Here is a 19,343-nt window from a genome sequence, read left to right as displayed (position 1 = left end):
ATGGCTGATAGCACGGCCATCGGGCACTCGCTGATTGTGACTCTTGACTTTGGAGGATGGATGAGATGGTGATACGAAGACATGAACGTCCCAACCCACTATTGAAGCATCTGGCAACCTACAGGAAATCTCCGAAACCGCAGTTGAAGTTAGGGCGTGAGGAGATAGAACACTTGGCTCGCCAACAGGCAGAATCTTTGTTGACTCATCCAGAAATGCGTAAAAAGATCAAGGAAGCCATACAAAAGACAAAACGTCATGGCCACTGTTGAAGCGGGTGTACAAGTCGTGGGTTTCTGCTCTCTCCGATAAGCAGTAACCCACGACTTGCCCCATTTTAGCAGGAGCAGTTTTCCTGCACACTTGCCCCTAATGTTGAATAGCATTTTTTTACAAAATAGTACGATTTAATATATTGCATGTCTTTTCGTAGATTGTAAAATCCACAAAAGGAACGGGCACCAGCATCATAGCCAGTGCCCATCCCTATGTTTCATACGCAGATCCACTTCAATGCGTTAATTCGTACTCCAATCTTTTGCTTATAGAGCACCAACAACAGCATGTGGCACATAAGGTTCTTCCACATAGGCAATTTCTTCAGATGTTAATCGGAGCGAAAGTGCAGTCACCGCTTCTTCCAAGTGATATGGTTTGGTAGCACCGACAATCGGTGCTGTGACAGGCTGTTTTTGTAACAGCCATGCCAACGCTATGTGGGAACGAGGAACCCCATGCTTGATCGCGAGCTCCGTCACGCGATCCACGATCACTTGGTCAGCACCTGCCATCGTATCATATTTCCTCTTCTGAGTTTGATCGGTTTCAGCACGAAGTGTTTTTTCCCCTTGATCCCGTGTCAATCTGCCAGAGGCCAGAGGGCTATAGGGAATCACACCGATGTTTTCTTCCCGACAAAGTGGCAATATTTCACGTTCTTCTTCGCGATAAATGAGATTGAGGTGATTTTGCATGGAGACAAATCGGGTCCAACCGTGTTTCTCCGCAACATTTTGAGCCTTTAAGAATTGCCAGGCATACATGGCAGAAGCGCCAATGTATCTGACTTTTCCGGCCTTTACAAGATCGTGAAGAGCTTCCATGGTCTCTTCGATCGACGTTTTGTAATCCCAGCGATGAATCTGATACAGATCCACATAGTCGGTGCCGAGTCTCTTCAGACTGTTGTCAATCTCCGTCATGATGGACTTGCGAGATAAGCCAGCACCGTTTGGACCCTTGTGCATCGGGAAATACACTTTTGTCGCGATGACCACTTCGTCTCGATTAGCGAAGTCCTTGAGCGCTCGTCCGACAAACTCTTCGCTGGTGCCGTCCGAATACACATTGGCGGTATCAAAGAAATTGATCCCCATCTCAAGCGCCTGTTGAATGATCGATCGGCTCTGTTCCTCATTAATAACCCACGGATGCTCCCAACGCTCTGCGATACCAAAGCCCATGCAACCGAGACAGATTCTAGACACATCAAGTCCTGTATTCCCAAGCTTCACCTGCTCCATCACGCCAACACTCCTTAATTTAGTTTGAACTCACTCCATTTAGTCAAAACTCTGTCATCAGATCTGTAACTTTCGCGTACCGATCCATTTTACGATTTCCGGGTCGTTGTGCGAAAAGAATACGCTTTGCTTTGTATCCAGCGCGGCAATGCTATCCATGTCCTTCTGGCGTAACTCAAAATCAAAGACATGAAAGTTTTCGAGGATTCTTTCTTTGCGCACCGATTTAGGGATGGCCACTATACCTCTTTGGATCAACCAGCGCAATACCATTTGGGCAACAGATTTCTCGTACTTCTCAGCGATGGAGAGCAAAATTTCGTTTCGGAATAAATCATTTCTACCTTCAGCAAAAGGACCCCACGATTCAATTTGGACTCCTTGCTCTTTCATGAATTTCGCGCCTTCAATTTGCTGGCAGAAAGGATGCGTTTCAACCTGGTTGACGGCGGGAACGACCTCGTTGTGGATTATTAAATCAATCAGACGATCCATTTGGAAATTACTTACACCAATGGCTCTAATCTTGCCCTCGCGATACAATTCCTCCATTGCTCTCCAGGATCCATACACATCACCATACGGCTGATGAATGAGATACAAATCAAGATAATCCAACTGCAATCGTTGTAGTGATTTTTCAAATGCCTTTTTTGTCTGCTCGTAACCAGAATCCTGAACCCACAGTTTTGTTGTAATAAACAGTTCTTCTCTTTGCACACCACTTCGATTGATGGCTCTGCCAACCGCTTCTTCATTTAGGTAAGAAGCAGCGGTATCAATCAATCGGTAGCCTGTCATTAGGGCGTCATAAACGCTTTGTTCACATTCATTTGCATCTGTCATCTGATAAACCCCGAAGCCGAGTATCGGCATTTCAACACCGTTGTTCAACGTTACTTTTTGCATATGAGTCCCCCGATTTCCTCCATGTGATAACTGCCCATACAGAACACACATCAGCTTCTTTATTGTGAAACAAATAAAACGGAGACCGTTATCCCATTCGTCTCAAATGGTTGCCTAATCCTCTCACCACCACTTATACATGAGACGAACGTGCATTATAATTGACGAGTCAGAAATGAAGAAACGAGGCGGATCTTTTGATTGAACAAATGAACAAATACCATGATGAACTCGCCAAGCTCATTGAGCGTCACACACCAGTACACGGCGTTCACGTCACTGCAATCCCGTCCTTATTGTTTATGCGTTACTCGAATGTGACCGGACCACGATACGGAATGTACAAACCTTCCATTTGCATGGTGGTTCAAGGGGCAAAAGAGGTGTGGTTGGCACAAGAGCGTTTTAAGTACAGTCCTACCGATTACTTGATTGCATCCGTTGACTTGCCGGTTACCGCCCAAGTCACGGAGGCTTCATCCCGCGTTCCGTATTTGGGTTTTAAACTTGAATTTACACCAAGTCAAATCTTGGCAGTTTTAAGAGATTCCCAAATTCCAATTGAACCAAGAGAAAATGCAAAGCGTGCTATGTTTGTCAGCCACACAGAATCGTCTTTGTTAGATGCAGTCATCCGATTGGCTCGTTTGCTGGACAGTCCTGAAGATATTCCGGTGCTTGCACCTCTTTTTGTGAAGGAAATTCTCTATCGAGTTCTGCATGGACAGCATGGAGTTGCACTTGAACAAACTGCAATTGAAGGAAGTAGTGCCTATCGAATTAAAGACGTAATCGAACACATCACGAAAAATTTTGAGCGTTCATTCCGGATAGATGAGCTCGCCAAAATAGCGAATATGGGAATTTCTTCACTTCATCGACACTTCAAAGAAGTAACCGCGATGAGTCCGATTCAGTTCCAAAAACAACTCAGACTCCAGGAAGCTCGGAGACTGTTGTTATCCGAATCAACAGATGCCACCGACATCGCTTTCCGCGTTGGCTATGAGAGCCCATCGCAATTCAGCCGTGAATATTCCCGCATGTATGGCTTACCACCTATAGAAGATGTCAGGCGGTTGAGAGCCCAATTTGACCAATCCATAGAGGCATGATCTGTCGCTAAACGGCCCGTTTGTTTAATAACTTAAGTTTATTATGCGATAAGCCTACTGCGTCGAATTTCAGTAGGCTTATTTTCATGTTGATTCATCAGTGGTCTTCGTACGCACTAATCGCCGAAGTCAAGGATTAGTTACCCCAATGTCCCCGAATCATCCTCAACGTACTCTAGCAAATCGCCCGGCTGACATTGTAAGACCCGGCATATGGCATCGAGCATATCCACATCAAGACGTTTGATGGTCTCATGATAAAAGACGTTTACTGTGCTTGGGCGAACGCCCGCCAGTTGTGCCAATCGGGTTTGTGTCATTCGTTTTTCGCCCAACAGCTTACTTAGGTGCATTTTGATCAAAATTCCTCACCTCACAAGAAAAAAGTGTTGACTTTTAACTTCTAAAGTTATATTCTAACTATAGAAGTTAAAAATATGCGTATCCACGTTAATCATAACCATAAGACGGTGGGTTTCGCAATTACGGGAGGACCATTATGTCAGAAGAACAGCAACAAGACTTCAAGGAAGAAGAAAAAAAGATGATGGAAGATTGGGAATTCATGTTTCGTCAACGGGCGAACAGTTTGCCACAGGATATCTCGCTGGAGTACGCGGTAGCTCTTACGATCACGCTGTTCAAGTTCAGGGACCTTATGAAAGAACTGCCGGAGGAGTACCGGGACGGCTTCGCGGAAGTCGATGATGACTACAACGATCTGGTTAGCGAAGCCAGTAAAGCCTTTTATCGGTGGGGTTGGTCCGATGCGTTGCAACATCTTCAGTCATCTGACAAAGGAGTTCGGTAAGCATGGCTATCGCAATCAACGAAGTATTGTCACCTTGGCTGGATCGCGATTACACAGAAGCGGACTTCGAGCGGATTACCGCTCGCTTCCCGCTTCCTGAAATACGCAGAGCGGAAAGTCCGATCAGTATCGAGGATCTACAAATTGGTGACAAAGTCGAATATTTGGGTACGTCCGTCAAAGTAATTTGTCGGGCCAAAACACGGTTTGGTCAGCCCTTTCTCCTGCTTGATCTGGAGGACGAGACCGATCATATGCAAGGTGTCATGTGGGGGACCGATGAATCGTACCTCAACACGTTGGTCGAAAAGATTGGTAAAGGCAAGGAAGCGGTTGCCAGTGGTTTCGTTCAGGAGTATCCAGCATCATCGGGCAAGTTGCAAATTGTCGTCAACTCGCTTGATTTTGCGGACATTCGTGTGATCATTCCGGATTCTCACGTTTTGGGATTAAGCCATACGGTCATGCAGACGATGCTCATGATTGAATCCCTGCCTGAACCTTATAAGGACCTGGCATTGGGTGGTCTTGAATTACATTGGGATGCACTTCTCAGTGCCGTTGACCCCGAAAGTAAGCGACACAAATACAGCGCGGGGATTCTGACTCATCTGCGTTGGGTACTGAAAGCCTTGACGTATTTGTACGGGAAAGCGTCCAACCCCGTAAGCGCGATGCTTGCGATTATTCATGGCGTTCAACCAAGTCTGGCTGATTTCAAAGCCGGTGGACGCATCGAGAAATATCCCGGTTCGGTAGATTATCTGTATCGAATCCTGGTTAAAGCTCAGGAAGCAGGCAAACGACCCGGTGACGAGATATCTCCTCAGTCCGCGATGGTGGCAGCCACCTTTCTCGAAATCGGCAAAATCGTGGAGGATCGACGAATTGGTCCAGCCACGTTTGGAACACAAACCCTGTTGGATGTTGGGGAGTCTCTCCGAATTCCTTACACCGTGATCGGCCCCATTCAGGACTTGGTCGTGAGTCGTCCGGTCATCTACGGAGTTGACGACATCCAACGTCCGACAGATGCATGGACATTGCATTTCGCGCGATATCTGGTTGACCAATGTGGTTGATTTCATATGTTCAAAATCCATGAACGAGGATGGTCAAATATCATGATTACCTTGAACCGTTTGATTCCCCTGACGCATGATGATTTCTTTGAGCGATCCGATTATGACCGTTTGGCAGAGCGGTTCCCCGCTCCCGCCGTTCGGCGAGCTGCCAGCCCGGAGGATATTGCGGGGCTGAACGTGGGCAGACATATTGATTATCTCGGCACATTTTTACAGTTCATCGATTTGGACTGTGGGAGTCAGGGATATTGCCTGACTCTGCAAATCACCGATGAGACCGGACATATGCAGGCGCTTCTGTGGACAAGTTCAGAGGATCGGGCGAGAGAAGTAATTGAGCAAATTGGCGATGGCAAGGAAGCGATTGTGTCGGGGGCTGTCTATGAGTGGCTTTTGAGCTCGGGTGACAAGCGGATGAACATTCGCGAGATCGATTTTGGCAGGGCAATCCCGGAGGTCGTGGAATCCCCAATTTCCGGGGTCATCCATACAATCATGCAAATCGTCCCCGCGTTTGAGCGAGTGCCACAGCCGTACTCCGGATTGGCTGTGGATTGCATCGAACGAAATTGGGACGAGCTTTTAGTCGGAGTCGACACGGAATCTGTTCGCCATCGCTATCATGGGGGAATTTTGGACCACTTGCGCGCTGTTCTCAAAGTTCTTCAGTTTATGTGGAACAGTTCAGGTTTGGATTCTGCGATGGTGGAACTGATCAAAAAGTATCAGACCACGCTCGTCGATGAGAAGGGTACAAGAGGGTATTATCCGATCTCGATAGACCATCTGCACCAAATTTTTACGAAAAGTCGCCAGGCGTTAGAGGATCATTCGAAATCCACGGATTACTTGGCCGTGAGCTTAGCAGCCGTAATGATAGAAGTCGGGAAACTGTCATCGAGGGTTCGTGTACGGGTTATGGAATCTCTCGCATATGCAATGAGACGGATGGTGGACGAACTGGTCTTGTCACAAGAGGATGCTGATCGCGTGTTGCATCTGGTATCGCGGGGATTTGGCAATGTTGAAACGGCGCGTACGTCCGATGAGTTGGCGCTGTACATGGCGAATTATGTGGCCAGTGCTGTGGGTTAATGACGATAGGGCTGGCCAGTTTCCTGTCATGAAGCTGGCCAGCTCCGTCCTCTCGGTTCAGGACACGGAATACGGTGAAGGTTTATACGAATCGGAGATGAGCCTGGATGGTTGACCAGGGAGTGGTGATCCATGTGTAATCTTGCGCTGGAGTTGCTGAGCGAAAAACTCATTGAGGATTTTTATGATCAGGATCATCCATCCGAAGATGGTGTATCGGCGCAGGACAAACCCATCGAACAATTGAAGTTGCTCATTCCCCGGGATCATTGGGAGCTTTTGTTCCAAGTTGAATCGGGGGCCACCGAATTGGGTTCGCAGGAGTTGAAGCGCTTCTCCCGTTTTGTGGCCCGACTTCTGCTCGGTACAACAAGGGATTAGCTGAGCTGAGCATGCCGAAGATTATTGTACGTTGGTGTTTGCAAATTTAATTCGATTTCTATCCGGTTGCACAATCCGGAAATCCGTGCTTCAATTGAACTAGACACATTGTCTAGCCTATAACACCCGCCCTACCCGCTCTCGCCGAGTGGATAGGGTCAGCACAGCGGTGTAACGAGATGCCGATAATTCTCACTTTGACAGGTGAGACGGAGGATCTCGGGACAGCGCTTTTTTGCGTTGTCAAAGCGGAATCATCGTTCCGCAACCAGGCCCCGACAGATGTCGAGCACCGGTTGGTGAGCCTATTCATCAGCCGAACGTAGTTCATCACAATTATCACTCAGGAAAGGAGGAGATGCAGGATCGGCGCAAAAACGGAAAGGCCGATCAGAAGGCCGGACTCACCTGGACGCAGGGGGCAAACCGAAAACGTGCGTAACACCGACGGATATGCAAAGCGATGAGCGAGACATTCCGGCGCGCGAAGTACGGTGAGCCATCCGCGGTTCATGTGAGAAAACGCCCGATCGTAAACACCAACCTGTGTACGGATGCCAATGGCTCGTTACGCAGGTGGATTGGGCGGAACCCACGCAACACCAATCGAACAGGCAAGACTCAGCATGGGATGGCCGACTCCCGCAACACGTTCGGCATTGTTTCACCAGAAGTTGGTCGCGAAAGGCGATCACCCCACCAGTTTGCAGGCGCGGGCTTGATATGGCGCATACGCGCGAGCCGGTCAGTCGCCAGGCAGGGAAAGGTGCTGAGATGTCGGGTGAGCCGTGTCACGGTGGACATGGACTCGCGGGAACTCGACCGAGGTGGTAATGACAGCATTCTAAAGAATGATGTCATTACCACCTCGGACCGGGCAAGCTTGAAGTCTGCTCAAACTTTGATAAAGGATCTTCGTGCTCTGTACCCGGTTCACAGCACAGTTGGAGGCATCGTCAAGTGGCAAAGAAAACATTGGAACAATTTCGGGATGACATCGCCATCGCGTTCAAACGTGGCAAGGCAAAGGTCCCGCGAAAGAGTGCTACGGAGCGGTTCAAACGTACGCACACGCATTCGCACGCTACGACCCATAACTACGCCCGTATCGCGGACGCTTTCGCGCGGTTCGTCTATGAGCAACATGGGGTCACGGACTTGCGGTTTGTTAGCAGTGCCCATGGTCGGGAGTTCATTGAACATTGCTTCACACGGTTCCAAGAGGGCGAGTTGGCTGCCGGGACAGCCAAAACGTATGTGCATGCACTTTCGAAGTTGCAAAATTTAGCGCGCGAACAAATGCGTACGCGTATCCGCATGATCAATAAAGATGAAATGTTGGCGCGTGCCAAGGAGATCGATGCGGTCCGGCGACTGGCGGATGCGCACAAGGGGCTGATCATCACACGGGAACAAGCGCAAGGGATGGTCGAGCTTTTGGCGCAGAGCCGCTCGCCCAATGCAACCGTATTTTCGGAAATGGCGCGATTTGGAATGGAGACAGGGGCGAGCATTACGGCTGCACTCCTCATTCAGGTCCAAGACATTGATTTCAAACAGAATTGTGTGATTTTTTGGAACGATAAAGGCGGTAAAGACCGCGTTGTACAGGTGGACCTGGCTTACATGCGCCATTTGGCCCACCTCGTCGAAGGGCGGGCACCGGGTCGTGCAGTCTTTGAAATAAGACGGCAAAACGGCAGTCTTCACCGTGTTGAAACGGCTCGCAAAATGGCGGAGAACCTGTACCGTGGGCAGGCTGAAAAGATCGGGCTTCGCGGAGCGAATTTCCATTCGCAAAGAAAAGCTTTTGCGAACTCCAGATATAACCAATATAAGGAGACTAACTACAAAGTGTTGGAGCGGGATTTGTCGAGAAGATTGAGCCAATCCGCACAACTGGCGCAAAAAATGGCGCGATTGGAGTCACGGGCTGGCGCTCGTCATGGAGCAGGACGGCATTTCTCTCATGATCAACTCGCGCGGATTCTGGTTTCCATGGACCTTGGACATGAGAGGCTTGATGTCTTGAGGTTTTATCTTGGGGGTGCCGAGTGATGGAAACGACGATGCTCAATCCAAAGTTACTGAAACCCCACCCCAAACATGGCCATTATCACAGCAGCATTGCGGGTATGCGCGGGGTGTACGAGCGTGTGAGGAAGGATATTGAGGAGAACGGCATGCTTACTCCCTTGCTGGTGCAGAGTCAAACGTACGTGATCGTGGACGGACACATGCGCCAGCAAATTGCGTTTGATCTTGGCATGGAATCCGTTCCCGTCATTCTGGCGGAAATGAGCGATGACGAAGCTGAGTTTGCTTTGGTCAATGAAAATCGAAAACGTCAATCCAAGGAGACGGACCCCATTCGCGTGGCTCGACAAATGGCCATCATCAAGAAGCGGTTTGGATTGAAGAATGGCCAGCATGTGAAAGAAGACGAGGATCAGACCATGGAGGAATTGGCCAGAGACTATGATCTCAGCATGAGGCAAGTGTACAAGTATTTAAGACTCATTCGACTGTCGGCGGACTTTCAGCGCCTGGTGACCATCAAAATGTTGGGAATCAAGAGTGCCGTTCGGATCGCCGGACTTCCCATGGACGCTCAGGCAGAATTCTTTCAAGTGGTTGCTGCCACCGGGTCTGCGAAAACCGCTCTCACAGAAAGCCTGGTGTCAGAATGGATCGAGCAGTATTGGGAAACGAGAAAACATGGACGCACTGAACGGAACTTTTCGGAGGACCAAATAACACTGGATCGCGTGGACTCTGTGACGGACGCGATCGACCGGCAATATGAAGTCGAAGAGGTCTTGGGCACGGACAAGCTTCTCCGTCAATCGATCGTCAAAATGGCGGAATCACTACCCGCTGAAGCGGGGGCGAGATTTCAAAAAGCAGTTTCGGAACGCAATACGCAAAAACATCTTCGGTCGATTAGGAGATTGGAGTCCAGGCTGATGGCTGTTCTGCTTCCGGATGCCACTCCTGAACCCAAGGTATTGGATGAAATGTCGAGGGCGCTCGTACGGGTGACGACAAAGTTGGAGGAAGTGCGCTCGGCGTTGGGGAGCAGATGAATGTCTTTGGGCGCGAACAGCTATGCTGTTCGCGCCAGCGCATGAAGAGGATATCACTCATTTCACGGGAATTCGCAGATACATTCAGCAGTATGTAGCAACGCGTAGCAATGTGTTGCAAAGCGTAGTGATCCGGCACTTTTAGCCGGAGCATTGCTGCGGGCTGCTCTTCAAACATTGCGTTGAAATGCCCCGAATTGAACACGGGTTGTAAGCTTGAAGCATGCCTCCTTTCGCGAATGGGCTACGGAACAGGCGAAAAGTCGATTGCGTAGCAATGCTACGCTTCATCAACCATTGCCGTAGCAATGCACCGTGTTGCTACGCTTCAGGGTGGAGCATTGCTACGCATTGTGTCGTGATGCTAAGCTAATAACCTAATTTTTTACATACAAACTTTCGAGACAAGTTTTGAAACGGATGCCAAGCGGTCCACGGTTCAAACGAGAGTATCGAATGGAGACCGTTTCTTTCCGTCGAAGATCGCAATCTTTTTTCTGTAATAGACGTTGAGAGGATTCGTTTTTCAACTTTCACATTTACCGGGAAAGAATTCGAGATGCGTGGTGTAATGGATTCATGGAGATTGATGGAGTGGAAAGAGGAGTCCGGACTCACCCATTCCCGCTCTGGTATCTCGTTCCAAATCCATAGAAATCAATGAAAGGAGTCCTGCGTCATGATGCGGACAATTCGAGAGGACAACGTTGTGGCTATCCGTAGAAGTTCAAAGGTTTCTGTTACGCTTCGTACTTTGGCTGACCAGTACTTGATTAGCCTTGAACGCAAACAGGCATCCGTATTTACAATCAAGCACGAGCGTGAATGCATCAATGCAATCTTGAAACGCTTGCCAGAAGACATTGCTGCTGACTCTATTACCACTGAGTATTTGGAAAAGCACGTTTTTGACGATATGCGGGCGCAAGGATTGAAACCGAACACGATTAATGGACGGATTAAAACCATTCGTCGGGTCCTCAGTTATGCAAAAGAAGAAGGACTTGTCGTGACAAATGCTGCTTATAGACTTCAGAAACTGATTGAAACGGACATGGGCATTCCCTCGTTTGTAGAAGATCAATACATGAAGATCTTGGAGCAGTGTAAGACGACGACATTTGCCGGACTTCGAGACAAAGCGATCATGGCTCTCATGTTGGATAACGGGATTCGGTTGCGGGAACTGGTCGACTTGGACGTTGACCAAGTGGATTTGTACGGAAAGCTCTTGAAAAATGTTGATGGCAAAACGAATACTACGGAAGACCTCCCACTGAGCGAGCCCATGGTTCGGCTTCTCGCAACGTACATTAAAGAGAGAGGGAGATACCTAACTGCATCTCCCGCCCTATTCGTGACATTGGACGGTAAGCGACTGAACCGCTCAACCATCCAGCACGCAATTTCAGATTATGGAAAGAGGGCCGGGATTACGAACGTCCGAGTCAGCGCCCATACATTCCGGCATACATTCGCCAGAATGTGGATTCTAAACGGTGGCGATCCATTTACTTTGAGACGGATTATGCGCCATCGCACCATGGACATGGTCAACAAGTACATCCGCTTGTGGGGACATGAGGTTGTCGAACGACATGAAACGTTCTCCCCGTTTGCAAGGCACAAGCTTTTATGATGAGAAACTTCTCAATACAACGACAGACAGGCGATTGCCATCCATGGCGATTGCCCGTCTGTCGTTGTCGTTGCCTTACATCCAAACACCTTTCGGGAACGTATACTGTGGTGGCCCGTCGCTGTATAATGGATGCATGAAATTCAGGAGGTGACACCGAGCCGTGGATATCGTCCATACCCCACATGAACTGATGGAGCGCATTGAAAAGTTAGACAAGGACCACTCTGTGTGTCAAGTTTTCATTCCGGGAAAGGGTCAGGTCACCATTGTACTTCAGGCCAATGATAATGAAACCATCGCTTCCGAAGTGCAGGCTGACCCTGAGCTTGGTGAGTTGATTCGAGACAGTCGAAATGCATACCAACGAGGAGACGTCATGACAACGTCAGAATTGCTGAAATCCTTATCCTCTAAGGATTTTGCTCAGTGACAACCCGACGAATCATCTGGCCTACTCCTATTCGGTTAAAATTGCTCACTTTCAAAAGCCCTCATTTCACGCCGGATGAAACACTTGGCTTTATCGCTCAATTCATCATAGAAACAGAGGACGTTCTCTCAAATCCAATTGTAGGTCGGCATTATACCGAGGAATACGGCGAGTTTAAAGGGATTTCTCGCATTGTGATTCGAAAATTCAGGGTGTATTTTGAGGTCTTAGGTCATGATGTTGTTATCCTCGCTGTAAAGTTTCCGGGCGAAGCATTATAAAATGGGAAATATCAAGAAGCGAAGCAAGATCCAAGTCTACTCCGCTTTTTCCTCGTTCACGTCGTTTCATTGGGTAACATCGTCCGTTCTTTCGTCGAGAAACTCCCCACAGGATTCCAACCAAAATATGAACTGATCCAATCACGATGCGTGGGACAAAATTGTTATAATCTCAAATAGTCAATGTACTGAATACTTTCGTCGGTGGCGGAGGAGAATTCGAGAGATTCGGAACGGCGCGGGTTGTTGGAACTCCTATAGCAGGAAATTGCACCATGCGAGCCGAATGAAATCACTGATAATGATAAAACGCAGTTGAATGGATCGCGTTGGATTATCTTTAGCCTATGTCCATTGCAGTTTAAAGCTCAGTGTTACTTCCGGAGGAACATACCCTTGTCCCAACTTGAAAACATAGAAGCCATTGAAAAACGCCTGTGGGGTGCAGCAGACACCCTGCGGGCCAACTCAAACTACGCGAGCAATGAATATTTCATGCCAGTCATGGGCTTGATTTTTCTTCGCCATGCCTACAGTCGGTTTTTGGCAGTCAAGGATGACGTCATTGCATTGTTGCCTACCCGTGGTGGGCGCACTCGCGAATTAACCAAAGAGGACTTTTCCCAAAAGAGCGCCATCTTCCTGCGCGAGATCGCGCAGTTTGATTACCTCGTTGCTTTGAAAGACAGCGATGATCGCGCTCGGGCCATCATCGACGCCATGGAGTCCATTGAAGCGGACTATGAGTCACTGCGCGGGGTTCTCCCTAAGTCAGAATATCAGGAACTCGACAATGATGTGCTCGGCCAACTGCTCCGCACGCTGAATCCTGAAGCCTTGAAACGTGCATCCGGTGATATCTTCGGGCGGATTTACGAATACTTTCTGACTCAATTTGCTGACCAAAAGGCCCACGACGGTGGCGAATTCTTCACGCCCGTCTCGCTGGTCTCCCTCATCGCCAATGTGCTGGAGCCAAAGGACGGAACCGTGCTCGATCCCGCCTGTGGCTCCGGTGGCATGTTTGTCCAAAGTGCTCATTTCGTTGAGCAGTTGCACGCGAATCCGTCCGAACGCTTGACCTTTTACGGCATGGAGAAAAATCCGACCACCATTCGTCTGGCCAAGATGAACTTGGCTGTGCACGGTCTGGAGGGCGATATTCAAAAGGCCATCACCTATTACGAAGACCCGCATAATTTGCGTGGCAAAGCGGATTTTGTCATGGCCAATCCCCCCTTCAACGTAGACGAAGTGGATGCCGACAAGGTCAAGAATGACCCTCGTCTGCCTTTCGGCCTTCCAGGCGTCAACAAAAACGAGAAGGTGTCGAATGGCAATTACCTTTGGATCAGCTACTTCTATAGCTATTTGAACGATCACGGTCGTGCCGGGTTCGTCATGTCCTCTCAGGCATCGAGCGCCGGGCGCGATGAAGCGGAAGTTCGACGCAAGCTCGTCGAAACTGGCGATGTTGATGTCATGATTGCGATTCGCTCCAATTTCTTCTATACCCGAACTGTTCCTTGTGAACTGTGGTTTCTCAATCGCGCCAAGCCAGAAGAGCATCAGGATAAGGTCCTGATGATTGATGCCCGCAACATCTACCGCAAAGTGACTCGCAAGATTTACGACTTTAGCCCGGAGCAGTTGCAAAACCTGCTCGCCATCGTATGGCTGTATCGCGGGGAAAACGATCGATTCGTAGACCTGCTGACCAGCTATTTGCACAGAACGTTGGTCGAAGCCAGTCATTGCTATTTTCTTCGTGATAAAGAGGATAACGAGATCGATCTGTTGCGTGAATATGTGTCTGCTCTGCAGGATTTGCGTGAGCGGATACATCCTTTCGCGTCATCCGTTTCTGCCAGCGACGTTCCTAAACTTGCAGATGCGCGAAGCGAGTTTGAATCTGCGTTTGCAACACTTTCTGAGGATGTGACTCAATTCTTCCATTTGATGATGAAGAAGGACCGACTTTGGGGAGAGCAGAAATTTAATTTGCAGTCCTTGAAGGAAGCAGAGAAACATATGGGCGAACTGGCTCAGCAAAGTCGAGATTTGGTCAAGCAAACGGATTACGTCAACAAGTTAGTCAACCGTCTGACGGACCTGTGTGAGAAGGAGCTTGGCGCGAAGGACAGCAGTTTGTGGATAAACGGGGAGATCAATCGTGCGAAAAAAGTGGTAGAGTCCACCCGGCATGAAGCTGTCGAGCAGTTGAAACTCGTTCGCTACTATTACCGTCAGGCCGAGTGGCTACTGGAGCGGTTTCCTGACGGAGAGTGCCGCGATGTGCCAGGATTGGTTAAGCTGGTAGGCCGGGAGGAAATACAGGCGAACAACTGGAGCCTGACGCCGGGTCGATATGTGGGAGTTGCGCCTGAGGAACAAGATGAGGATTTTGACTTTGAGGAAGCTTTGCGGGAGATACATGTGGAGTTGGAAGGGCTGAATGACGAAGCAAACGATCTTGCTGTAAAAATACGCTACAATTTCGAGGGATTAGGTCTATGAAAACTTGTTTTGAAATAATAGATATCTCGTTACAGGCAGTGTGTGCGCTCGTTACTGATGGAACGCACGACTCCCCTAAAATTCGCGATACGGGCATTCCCTTTATTAAGGGAAAAAACATATCATCCGGAGTAATTAACTTTAATGACTGTGACTTTATTAGCGAGGAAGATCACGAGATATGCAAGAAACGAGTAAAGCCGGAGGTTGGAGATGTTTTACTTGCGAATATCGGTTCTGTTGGTGATGTCGCACGCGTAACGAGCGAGCAGGAATTTAGTATTAAGAACGTTGCCTTGCTAAGGCCCAACCCTAGTCAGGTCAACTCACTTTTCTTTTACTATATTACACGAAGTTCTGAGTTTAAAAAGGGAATACTGAACTTACGCTTGGGTTCTGCCCAGCCTTACATCAGCCTTGAGAATCTTCGCTCTTTTAGGATTCAGATTCCTGTGGACAAGAGCAAACAGTACGAAATTGCGAATGTATTAAGGCAATACGACAATCTCATCGCAAACAACCGTCGCCGGATAGAGCTGCTCGAACAGGCAGCACGATTGCTCTACAAGGAATGGTTCGTGCATTTTCGTTTTCCCGGACATGAACTTGTGAAAATTGTTGATGGTGTGCCAGATGGGTGGAGTCGTGTAACCTTGGTTAACCTCTGTCACGACATCAGAGTATCAATAGACCCGTCTTCCGTACCTTCTGAAACCCCATATATTGGGCTGGAGCACATTCCTCGTCGCTCCATTACCCTCTCGGAATGGGGGCATAGTCGCGAGGTTGCAAGCAACAAGTTTACCTTTAAAGCGGGTGACATTCTGTTCGGTAAAATTCGCCCTTATTTTCACAAAGTCGGTTTTGCGTTGGTCGATGGGATAACCTCTTCAGATGCTATTGTCGTGAGATCAGTAGAGTCTAAGCTACAACAATATTGCCTTACTTTACTCTCCAGTGATGAGTTTGTATCGTTAGCTTCCAAAACAGTCCGAGAAGGATCAAAGATGCCGAGGGCTGATTGGAACTATCTCCAGAAGTGTAAATTCCTCAGACCTGCTGATAAGACTTTAGAAGAATTTAATCTCATTATTGAACCCATGGTCGAACAGATGAGGACCCTAGCGTTGCAGTCACGGAGACTGGCCGAAGCCCGCGATCTCCTGCTCCCTCGCTTGATGAACGGAGAGATTGCCATATGAGCCAGATGACCGAAGATAATCTCGTGCAGCAAACCACGGCTGACTATATGCGGGATTCCCTCGGTTGGGAGTCCGTTTATGCTTACAACACCGAGGATTTCGGTCGAAACAGTCTGCTTGGGCGCAACTCCCGAAAGGAAGTTGTGCTCATCCGCTATCTCAGGGGGAGTCTGGAGCGTCTGAATCCCGGTTTACCCAATTCGGCATATGAAGATGCTATCCGCGATATCGTCGAATACAGCACAATCCAGTCCACACTGGCAACCAATCGCGAGAAATACACGCTCCTGAAAGATGGCGTACAAGTTTCATTTCGCAGTTCGCAGGGTGAGTTGAAGCAACAACGTTTACGTGTTTTCGATTTTGTCGATCCGCTTCAAAATCACTTCCTCTGCGTTCGTGAACTCTGGATTTACGGTGATATTTATCATAGACGAGCGGATATTGTCGGCTTCGTCAACGGCATTCCGCTTCTTTTTATGGAACTCAAGAATGTACATAAAGATCTGCGCCATGCTTACGAGGAAAATCTATCCGACTACAAAGACACCATCCCACACACTTTCCATCACAATGCATTCATCGTCCTAGGTAACGGTATTCGGGCCAAGGTGGGGACGCTCTCCAGCCAGTATGAGCACTTTTATGATTGGAAACGCCTGGCCGAGAACGATCTCGGTATTGTCGATATGGAAACCCTCCTCAAAGGCATCTGTGAGAAGCGCAACTTCATGGATCTCTTTGAGAACTTCATCTTGTTTGACGATTCGCCCGGACAAACAGTGAAGATTCTCGCGCAAAATCATCAGTTTCTCGGTGTTAATCAAGCCTTCGAATCCGTTCAACATCGTCACGAACGCTTGGGTAAACTAGGTGTGTTCTGGCACACGCAAGGTTCCGGAAAAAGTTATTCAATGGTATTCTTCACGCGCAAGGTGCATCGCAAGATTGGCGGGAATTTCACGTTCTTGGTTTTGACGGATCGCGATGATTTAGACACACAGATTTACAAGACGTTCGCCGGTAGTGGCTTGGTTAATCACGAAAAGGAATCTTGCCGGGCATCGAGTGGCGATGATTTACGTCAACTCCTCAGTGAGCATAAGAGCTACATATTCACACTGATTCAGAAGTTCAATCAAACGGTCGATCCGAACAGCGGTTACTCCCTGCGCGACGACATCATTGTCATTTCAGATGAAGCCCATCGCACCCAATACGGATTGCTCGCGCTCAACATGCGCAATGCTTTGCCGAATGCCAGTTTCATCGGATTTACCGGTACGCCCCTGTTTCAGGGGGACGAAAAAACGAAGCAAATGTTTGGCGACTACATCTCTACCTACGATTTTCAACGCGCTGTCGAAGACGAAGCCACGGTGCCATTGTATTACGATGCACGTGGAGATAAATTGGGTCTTGCGACAAATGATCTGAACGAGCGGATCGCGGAGAAGTTGGAAGAATTCGAAACCGACGATATCAATGTAGAGGAACGGTTGGAACGCGAACTGCGCCGAGATTACCATATCATTACCGCTGAGAAGCGCTTGAAACAGATTGCGCAAGATTTCGTGATCCACTACTCGAATGCGTGGGAAACTGGCAAAGCGATGTTGGTTTGCATCGATAAAATCACCTCCGTTCGGATGTACTACCTGATACAGGATGCTTGGAATAAGAGGATCACGGAACTGGAATCGAATCTGTCCAAGATTCGCGATCCGCAAGAAGTCATCTACCAACAGCGCCAAATCAGATGGATGAAAGACACACAAATGGCGGTTGTAATCAGCGAAGAACAGGGCGAGATTGATAAATTCCGCAAGTGGGCACTCGATATTAAACCTCATCGCCAACTCATCAAAAATGGCTTTGAAACGGACGATCAGAAGCGATTGGACATTGAGTCCGCATTCAAGAAGGAGTCTCACCCCTTTCGGGTGGCCATCGTCTGCGCGATGTGGTTGACGGGTTTTGACGTTCCGAGCTTATCCACTCTTTATCTGGACAAACCGCTGAAAGCGCACACGCTCATGCAGACCATTGCCCGTGCCAATCGTAAAAACGAGGGCAAGAACAATGGCCTGATTGTGGACTACTGCGGAATCCTCAAGAATCTACGTGCTGCCCTAGCCACCTATGCAGGCCGAGGGGATGAAGGGCATGGCGGTGATGAGGGCGGGCGTGATCCCGCTAAGCCCGACGAGGAACTGCTGGCTGACTTGGTAGAGTCAATCGCTTTTGTTCGCTCATTTTTGCATGAGGGCAATGCACCCTTGGACGATATCATTCATCAAACTGGATTCGCCCGAAATGCTGCCATCTTAGCAGCCAAGGAAGTCGCCAACCAGAATGATGAAACCCGCAAACGCTTCGAAGTGATGTGCCGGGAAGTCTTCAAGAAATTCAAAGCATGCCTGAACGTCTCCGGCATCAACGAACATCGCAATGAGTACGACTCCATCAATATTGTCTATCGCAGTTTGCAGGAAGATAAGGACTTGGCAGACATCTCAGATATCATCCAGAAGCTGCATGGCGTTGTTGATCAGGCAATCACGACCAATAGCGAGCGGATCGGCGAATCAACCACTGCATACGACATCTCGAAGATTGATTTTGAGCGACTGCGCAAGGAATTTGAGCGAAGTTCCAGCAAGAACACGACGGTGCAGAATTTGAAAAGCGTGATCGAGAAACGACTCCGGCGCTTGCTGATGCAAAATCCATTGCGAACGGATTTCCAAAAGCACTACGAGGAGATCGTAGAAGAGTATAATCGAGAGAAAGACAGGTTGACGATTGAGAAGACCTTCGAAGCGCTATTGCTTTTTGTCGGTGCACTGAATGAAGAAGAGTCTCGGGCTATGCGTGAGGGCTTGGACGAGGAGAGTTTGGCGATATTTGACCTTCTCAAGAAGCCGGAGCTGTCCGCGAAGGACGGAAAACGCATTAAGCAGGTGTCTGTTGAACTCCTCCGAATCTTGAAAGAAGAGAAGCTGAAAATTGACCACTGGCGCGACAAGGAATCCACCCGTGATGCGGTTCGTGTTGCCATTCGCGATTTCCTCTACAGTGACACAACAGGGCTTCCAGTGGATAGCTTCACGGATGAAGATGTGGATGCCAAAGCGGATTTGGTGTTTCGGCATGTGTTTTGGGCGTATCCGACGGTGCCATCGCCGGTGTATGCATGACTTTCCGTTTGTAAAGGTATTGTGAGTGGTTGAAAATTGGATGCCAGCGCACGCATGTAGAATGAT

17 protein-coding genes are annotated in these 19,343 nt (G+C 48.6%); 13 read left to right on the top strand and 4 right to left on the bottom strand.

Going from position 1 to position 19,343, the window contains the following annotated elements:
* Window positions 1-542 precede the first annotated feature (542 nt).
* Window positions 543-1,523, bottom strand: coding sequence for an aldo/keto reductase (locus ATW55_RS01750; RefSeq protein WP_067711417.1), 981 nt, complete (start codon window positions 1,521-1,523; stop codon window positions 543-545).
* Between the two features lie 57 nt (window positions 1,524-1,580).
* Window positions 1,581-2,432 (bottom strand): aldo/keto reductase, encoded by an 852-nt coding sequence (locus ATW55_RS01745; protein WP_067711415.1) that lies wholly within the window; start codon window positions 2,430-2,432, stop codon window positions 1,581-1,583.
* Window positions 2,433-2,629: 197 nt separating this feature from the next.
* Here ATW55_RS01745 and ATW55_RS01740 point away from each other — a divergent pair, with 197 nt between their 5' ends.
* Window positions 2,630-3,547, top strand: coding sequence for an AraC family transcriptional regulator (locus tag ATW55_RS01740; RefSeq protein ID WP_067711412.1), 918 nt, complete (start codon window positions 2,630-2,632; stop codon window positions 3,545-3,547).
* A gap of 140 nt (window positions 3,548-3,687) precedes the next feature.
* On the opposite strand, the gene ATW55_RS01735 is transcribed toward ATW55_RS01740, so the two are convergent.
* Window positions 3,688-3,900, bottom strand: coding sequence for a helix-turn-helix domain-containing protein (locus ATW55_RS01735; RefSeq protein ID WP_268753350.1), 213 nt, complete (start codon window positions 3,898-3,900; stop codon window positions 3,688-3,690).
* Between the two features lie 146 nt (window positions 3,901-4,046).
* On the opposite strand from ATW55_RS01735, the gene ATW55_RS01730 reads away from it, so the two are divergent.
* The 4 genes from ATW55_RS01730 (at window position 4,047) to ATW55_RS01715 (ending at window position 6,919) form a co-directional block, all read left to right on the top strand.
* On the top strand, window positions 4,047-4,358 hold the full coding sequence (locus ATW55_RS01730) for a hypothetical protein (protein ID WP_067711406.1): 312 nt from the start codon (window positions 4,047-4,049) through the stop codon (window positions 4,356-4,358).
* Window positions 4,359-4,360: 2 nt separating this feature from the next.
* A complete protein-coding gene (locus ATW55_RS01725) occupies window positions 4,361-5,440 on the top strand; it encodes an OB-fold nucleic acid binding domain-containing protein (RefSeq protein WP_067711404.1) in 1,080 nt (359 codons plus the stop codon).
* Window positions 5,441-5,482: 42 nt separating this feature from the next.
* Window positions 5,483-6,538, top strand: a complete 1,056-nt coding sequence (locus tag ATW55_RS01720; RefSeq protein ID WP_153004973.1) for a hypothetical protein — start codon at window positions 5,483-5,485, stop codon at window positions 6,536-6,538.
* A 132-nt stretch (window positions 6,539-6,670) separates the two neighbouring features.
* Entirely contained in the window at window positions 6,671-6,919 is a 249-nt protein-coding gene (locus ATW55_RS01715) for a hypothetical protein (RefSeq protein ID WP_067711372.1), read from the top strand.
* Between the two features lie 343 nt (window positions 6,920-7,262).
* Here ATW55_RS01715 and ATW55_RS16210 read toward each other — a convergent pair whose 3' ends face one another.
* Complete coding sequence (locus ATW55_RS16210) at window positions 7,263-7,433, bottom strand: hypothetical protein (RefSeq protein WP_160327139.1); 171 nt, start codon at window positions 7,431-7,433, stop codon at window positions 7,263-7,265.
* 446 nt (window positions 7,434-7,879) lie between these two features.
* On the opposite strand from ATW55_RS16210, the gene ATW55_RS01710 reads away from it, so the two are divergent.
* From ATW55_RS01710 to ATW55_RS01675, 8 genes are all read left to right on the top strand, one after another.
* Entirely contained in the window at window positions 7,880-8,977 is a 1,098-nt protein-coding gene (locus ATW55_RS01710) for a tyrosine-type recombinase/integrase (protein WP_067711399.1), read from the top strand.
* Window positions 8,977-10,005, top strand: coding sequence for a ParB/RepB/Spo0J family partition protein (locus ATW55_RS01705; protein WP_067711368.1), 1,029 nt, complete (start codon window positions 8,977-8,979; stop codon window positions 10,003-10,005). Before ATW55_RS01710 ends, ATW55_RS01705 begins: the two co-directional genes overlap by 1 nt.
* A 679-nt stretch (window positions 10,006-10,684) precedes the next feature.
* Complete coding sequence (locus ATW55_RS01700) at window positions 10,685-11,644, top strand: tyrosine-type recombinase/integrase (RefSeq protein WP_067711366.1); 960 nt, start codon at window positions 10,685-10,687, stop codon at window positions 11,642-11,644.
* A 163-nt stretch (window positions 11,645-11,807) separates the two neighbouring features.
* Entirely contained in the window at window positions 11,808-12,077 is a 270-nt protein-coding gene (locus ATW55_RS01695; RefSeq protein WP_067711364.1) for a hypothetical protein, read from the top strand.
* On the top strand, window positions 12,074-12,358 hold the full coding sequence (locus ATW55_RS01690; protein WP_067711362.1) for a hypothetical protein: 285 nt from the start codon (window positions 12,074-12,076) through the stop codon (window positions 12,356-12,358). Before ATW55_RS01695 ends, ATW55_RS01690 begins: the two co-directional genes overlap by 4 nt.
* A 396-nt stretch (window positions 12,359-12,754) precedes the next feature.
* Window positions 12,755-14,875 carry an N-6 DNA methylase gene (locus tag ATW55_RS01685; protein ID WP_067711397.1) on the top strand — a complete coding sequence of 707 codons (2,121 nt, stop codon included), beginning with the start codon at window positions 12,755-12,757 and terminating at the stop codon, window positions 14,873-14,875.
* The gene (locus ATW55_RS01680) at window positions 14,872-16,077 is read left to right on the top strand and encodes a restriction endonuclease subunit S (protein WP_067711395.1); all 1,206 of its coding nucleotides are present in this window, start codon (window positions 14,872-14,874) and stop codon (window positions 16,075-16,077) included. Before ATW55_RS01685 ends, ATW55_RS01680 begins: the two co-directional genes overlap by 4 nt.
* Window positions 16,074-19,277 carry a type I restriction endonuclease subunit R gene (locus ATW55_RS01675; protein WP_067711392.1) on the top strand — a complete coding sequence of 1,068 codons (3,204 nt, stop codon included), beginning with the start codon at window positions 16,074-16,076 and terminating at the stop codon, window positions 19,275-19,277. The genes ATW55_RS01680 and ATW55_RS01675 overlap by 4 nt, the downstream gene beginning before the upstream one ends.
* Window positions 19,278-19,343: the final 66 nt, after the last annotated feature.

Source organism: Ferroacidibacillus organovorans (genome assembly GCF_001516615.1).
Classification (GTDB): Bacteria; Bacillota; Bacilli; order Alicyclobacillales; family SLC66; genus Ferroacidibacillus; species Ferroacidibacillus ferrooxidans_B.
The sequence above is the reverse complement of the archived record's forward strand: the minus strand, read 5'-3'. Positions and strand labels throughout refer to the sequence as shown.